This is a genomic window from Microcoleus sp. Z1_B2 (assembly GCF_036700325.1).
In the GTDB taxonomy this organism is placed as follows: domain Bacteria; phylum Cyanobacteriota; class Cyanobacteriia; order Cyanobacteriales; family Microcoleaceae; genus Microcoleus.
Genome location: NZ_JAUBOQ010000025.1, coordinates 101,319 through 107,318 on the forward strand (window position 1 = coordinate 101,319; position 6,000 = coordinate 107,318).

2 protein-coding genes are annotated in these 6,000 nt (G+C 48.2%); one reads left to right on the forward strand and one right to left on the reverse strand.

What is annotated here, in order from left to right; all coding sequences use genetic code 11:
* Window positions 1–73 precede the first annotated feature (73 nt).
* Window positions 74–1,225, forward strand: coding sequence for a DNA-processing protein DprA (dprA, locus tag QT984_RS16525; RefSeq protein WP_333211611.1), 1,152 nt, complete (start codon window positions 74–76; stop codon window positions 1,223–1,225).
* A gap of 539 nt (window positions 1,226–1,764) precedes the next feature.
* On the opposite strand, the gene QT984_RS16530 is transcribed toward dprA, so the two are convergent.
* The gene (locus tag QT984_RS16530) at window positions 1,765–5,787 is read right to left on the reverse strand and encodes an FG-GAP-like repeat-containing protein (protein WP_333374472.1); all 4,023 of its coding nucleotides are present in this window, start codon (window positions 5,785–5,787) and stop codon (window positions 1,765–1,767) included.
* Window positions 5,788–6,000: the final 213 nt, after the last annotated feature.

Consider the following 6,000-nt stretch of genomic DNA (forward strand, 5'->3'; position numbering starts at 1 on the left):
CAAATGATTTAGGATTTCTATATATTCAACCAAAAATGATAAAATTATTTTCATATAAGTTGAGGGTAACTCCTTGGTAGAAGAACGCGCTTACTGGTTGGCATGGTCGCAAATTAACGGTATCGGGCCGATTTTGTTGCAAAGATTGCACCAAAATTTCAATAGTTTGGCAGAAGCTTGGACGGCAAAACCAGTAGATTTCATGCGAGTCGAAGGGTTTGGTAAGCAGATAATTGAAACAATTTCCCAAGAACGAACTAAACTCAATCCTGAAGAATTTCTCGAAAAACATCTTATAAAAAATCCCAGTTTTTGGACGCCCGCCGATTCAGATTATCCCCGCTTATTATTGGAAATTCCCAATCCGCCACCAGTGTTGTATTATCGCGGTAATGTCGATCGCAAAGAGAATCAAGGAATTACGCCGACGGTGGCAATGGTTGGTACTCGCAGCCCAACGGAATACGGCAGAAGGTGGACTCGCAAAATTAGTACGGCTTTAGCTAGAAGCGGTTTTACTGTGGTTTCGGGATTGGCGGCGGGCATTGATACAGAGGCTCATACAGGCTGTTTGGAGGCGGGAGGAAGGACTTTCGCAGTGGTGGGGACGGGGGTAGATATTGTATATCCTAAACAAAATGAGAGGTTGTGCGATCGCATTTTGCAGCAGGGATTGGTAATTAGTGAATATCCGGCGGGGACTCAACCGAATAAAACTAATTTTCCGCGCCGAAATCGCATAATTGCTGGCTTAAGTCGCGCTACAATCGTGATAGAAGCTCCGCATAAATCTGGTGCTTTAATTACTGCTTATCAAGCGAATGATTTTTGTCGGGATGTGTATGTTTTGACAGCAAGATTGGATGATGAGCGTTCCTTTGGGTGTTTGGAGTTGCTGAGTAAAGGTGCTCATCCGATTCTGCCGAGTAGCGATCGACACTTAAGCGAAGACAGGTTGTTGGAAATGCTCGGAGCTATGCCAAAATTGGATAGAGCCGAGCAGTTGTCGCTATTTCCTCCAAATCCGACGGTTGAGAAGCAAGGGCCGCTGTTGGAGCCAGAATTGGCTAAGGTGTTAAGTGCGATCGTATCTGGGCCGATTTCTTTTGATGTAATTGTGGAAGTGTCTGGATTAGAAGCGGGAACAGTTTCTAGTATACTTTTGCAGTTGGAATTGTTGGGATTAGTTTCGCAGTTACCGGGAATGCGATATCAGCGGTGCTGATTTGGAATGTTAGATTAAATCCGCATTTTATACAGATACTCGGCGGTTGAAACCGCGTCTACACAGACAAAATCCCCCTGCGCGGATTGAAGGCAACGGAGGACACGGCATTGCCGTTTCCCTACCCTAAAATAATCAATTTTCCTCGCTCGGATTTAAGCATCACGCGATCGATTGTAGGGACAAGGCACAGCCGTATCCTGATTTCGGGTAATGGGTAAAATCAACCGGATTGGATGATGAAATTGCCCGATTGGGCGATCGGATATAACGATCGATAACACGGCAATTGAGGACACGGCAACAGCGCAATTGGTGTCAACTTAAGGTAAAACCGATAGTCCGACAGGGAATTTATTCCCTGTCTCAAAGCTAAAGTCCTCTGAAGAGGACTGAAGAACTCATTAGTCCTCATAGCGAGGACTTTAGCTATTAGACAGGGGTTTCAACCCCTGGCGGACTGACGGATGAGCGAGAAGACTAACGGACTAAAAGCTTAAGTTGACACTAATGGGCAATGCCGTTTCCCTGCCCAATTCTCAAATCAATCCGAAATTAGCAGCACTAATACTGCTAGCAGAAACTCCAGCCAGAGAAGCTAAAATCTCCCCAGTTTGTGCAAACCGGATTAAAGTCGAACCGCTATCTTGAGCAATAGCCAATTGCGAGAAACTCAACCCGTTACCCAATACTAACAAGTCTTGACCGACTTCAAAATCAGTAATCGTATCAGTACCGGAATTGGTAGAGAGTAGGAACTTATCTACTCCCATTCCTCCTACCAAAGTATCAATTCCCAAACCGCCCGACAGTAAATCATCTCCCTTACCTCCGTAAAGAATATCATTACCATCATCGCCATTCAAGATGTCAGCACCACGGTTGCCAAATAAGGCATCATCACCGCCACTTCCGAGGATTGTATCGCTACCTTTGCCACCGAAAATAGTGTCATTCCCCAGAACTCCATCGAGGGAATCATTGCCCCTCATGCCCATCAACACATTATTCCCGCTGTCGCCAGTCAGGATATCGTCGCCATTAGTACCGAGAATTGCATCCGGGGAATTGCTGCCCAAATCAGCATCGCCGCTGACAACAGGAGTTGCAATCCCAACAGGTAATACTACAGCTTCAATTCTGCTATCTAAAGCAGTACCAGTATTGTCAGCAACTACCTGGGAAATTGGTTTATTTCCCGTACCAACTTCTTTGAAGTCTTGAGTAGTTGGGCCCAAGGCTACTTGTTGGAGGCGGGCAAGTGATTCAGGAATTGATGTTGCTGTTGGGTTGGAGACAGCCGCATCAATGCGTTGATTGGCTGTTGCCATTACTGTCGCGGATTGCGATGTAATTTGGCTGATTTGTTGAGAGTTGAAACTGGGGTCTATTTGCTGGATTTTCGCGGCTGCTTGCTGAATGATTGGTTCTAAAGCTGCGGCATTGCTGAGGTTTAAGACTGTACCGGATTGAATTTGATTCGTAATTGAACTGACAACAGCCTTGACAATATCAGTATTGACTGCACTGGAAGCACCGTCAATCAAACCGCTGGTTTGGGTGATGAAGTTTTGGACTTTCACCATTGCGGATAAGACTTGGACTCCGCCCGGTTGGTCGTTGTTGGTCGCTAAGATTGGATCTAAGCTAGTTAGGTCAACGTCAGCGGGGAGAGAAAGGGCGGCTTTGACTAAGGATTGGGCTTCTTCTTGTGCAATTCCTTTGTCAGTTAAGTCGGCGACTAAGCTGGTTAGGAGGGTGACTACACTAGAATCTGGGGGTGCGGTGACTGGTGTTTCTAGGGGTAAGCCGGTGGCGGTGTCAATGCCTCCTGTGGCTACTAGATTGCCTTCTGATGGGTCGATTTCTCCGTTTTTGTTGGTGTCGAATGTCTCGAAGGGGATATTGAGATTGAATTTACCGCCTGAATCGGTTGTGGTGGATGGTTCGTTGGTATCGAGGACGCCGTTTTTGTTGGCATCGAGGAAGAGGGTTGCACCGGAGATATAACCGTCGATAACTACGCCCGTGCTGCTAAATTGCAGCAACATACCCTTACCCCCATATGGGTCCATCGGGTCACCCGTATATGGACCCGTCTCGTCGTCGCTGACACTAAGACCCGCCCTGTCTGTTGCTGTTAACTTAATCCTGAATTCCTGCGGTTCAGGACTTGTGCCACTGAGTGTACGGGTATCTGGATTGAATGTGAGCCAACTTGGCAGGGGACTGCCGTCCATCAGAGTTGCTGTGTAGGTAAGCGTGTCACCTTGATCGGGGTCTGTGAACGTGTTCTGCGGAAATTGGTACTCGAATGTGAAGGGGATATTGCTTACTATGGACCCGTGATGCCAAGGGGTTGTATCGGGGCCGTAATTGATGACAGGCGGGTTGTTGGGGTCGTTGTCCGCGATCGTCACAGTAGCACTATAGGGCTCGCCTATCTTTTGGGGGTCGGGAGTCTGTAAGCTGATAAACACTGCTTCGTTGCCTTCTACTAGGCTGTCATTGCGGACATCGACAACCATGTTGACACTGCGTTTACCGGCTGGAATGGTGACATAGCCGTAATCGCCAGCGTAGGGTAACTGCTGACGGGGCTCGGAGTCGGAAAACAATTCGTAACCGATACCAGGTATAGCAGTACCCGGTATCCGTAGGTAGTGTTGATTATCGAATAGATTATCGAACTTGTAGCGGACATTCAAATCATTAGCTAGGTTGCCACCAGTACGGGTAATGGTGAATTTTCCCGGATTCGGGGGTTCATCCCAACGTGTTTCAGCCGCATAAGGATCTGTAGCAGTGATAGTGAGGGTTGGTTTGATATCGGGGGCAACAAAACTTTTTACTTCGGAAAAAGGTGAACCCGCCCAAGCACCGTCGATCGCCTGTACACTCCAGTTATAAGTTTGTCCAGGGATTAAGTAATCTGGTTTTAACAGCCAATTAGGCCAGTAGGAATTGCTGGGGCTGTTGGGGTTGCCTTGATGGACATTTCCCAACTGCACTACTTGCCGAGTCCCGTCATCACTGGACATTGGGCCAACAATGTACTCTTTAATAGGGTCGCCACCGGGAGTGGGATTGGGACGAGTAGTCCAAACTCGCAGATTGTAGCTTAAACCCTGATTTGGAGTTTGATCGTCGATCGGATTCCCCCATCCTTGGGGCAAACTTAAGATAACTCCTTCCTGAGTAATCAGAGGATGAGGAGAATTTAAAACTTGAGGTGCAGAAGGTGGCGTGTTCGCATCAGGGGTGTTGTTGCGGTAGATTTTGACAAAGCTGCCACTGCTAGGTGAATTATCTTTTGTCGTGAGTGCAATATCTAGTCTGCCGTCCTCGTCATAGTCTCCCCAAGAACTCGGGCTGGCAACATTATCAGGCAGCCCTGCATCCTTGAGGAGTTCAAAATTGGTGCCAGAATCATTTTGTTCGTAAACTTTGGCGATCTCACCCGAAGTACCCAATTCTGTCAGCAGGATATCCAGCTTACCATTGTTGTCGTAGTCTCCCCAAGCACCAGGACTCGTAGCATAAAACCCCAATGTGTAAGATTGAAAGCTAGTAGTATCCCCATTGCTATTGTTTCGGATCACTCTGGTAGGACCGAACTTATATAGTCCAGGTGTAAGCAAGATATCTAGTTTGCCATCATTGTCGTAGTCTCCCCATGCACCGTAAGTAATAGCTTCGTTGGAATTTGGATCTTGCAGCAGTGAATTGCTCTCTTGAGTAAAGCCATTGCCAGTGTTGCGATACAACTTTGCGACGTAAATTGCTGAACCGTTGTCGCTTTTTAAACCGGTATCGCCTGCCAGCAAAATATCGATTTTGCCATCGTTGTTGTAGTCTCCCCAGGCCGCATTGCCAATAACACCCGGCAAGCTAGCCCCAGTCTCCTCCTCAAAGTTTCTGCCCTCGTTGCGGAATACTTTGGCGATGTAGCCGCCTGCGCCCGTGTCGCCGGTGAGTACGAGATCCGGTCTGCCATCGTTGTTGTAGTCTCCCCAAGCCGCCGAACCTTGGAAAATACCAGGCAGCTTTACATTTTTGTCTAGATCAAATTTATCGAGGTCGATCGGCTCAGTTTGGAAAGGAGACGGGAAATTATCAATCCTTGGGTTCCGGTACAGGCTGGTGATGGGGGTGTAGGGCGAACCGGGGGTGGAGTTGTCTTGTACGCCTGTGAGCAAGATATCGAGATCGCCATCATTGTCGCTGTCTCCCCAGGTAGCAGAAGGTTTGGAATCATGATTCTTCCCATTTTCCTGAATCACACCTCCATAAACGGGAGGCAGCCCTATATCAATTGGTTTAAAGCCTTGATCACCTTCGTTGCTGTACACTTTCGGGATGTATTGCGATCGGGGAAAAGAAAATGAGTTTGAACTACCTCCTTCCATCACCAACAGATCCAAATCGCCGTCATTGTCGTAGTCTCCCCACGCATTAGGGCCGACAAAACCAGGTATTTTCAGAGCGGCGAGTTCGTTGGTGAATACTGGGTGGTCATCCGCTTCCCCCTCATGCCGAGCATTAGAGTCCGTTATTCCCAAGGGAGTTTCGTTAGAGCTCGGTAATCCGATCGGGAATATGTTTGGGTTGCCTGTTCCTGTAGTGACTGGCGTTGGCGTCGGAGTGCCAGTTGTCGGCGTTGGCGTTGGCGTCGGAGTGCCAGTTGTCGGCGTTGGTGTTGGCGTCGGAGTGCCAGTTGTCGGCGTTGGTGTTGGCGTCGGAGTGCCAGTTGTCGGCGTTGGTGTTGGCGTCGG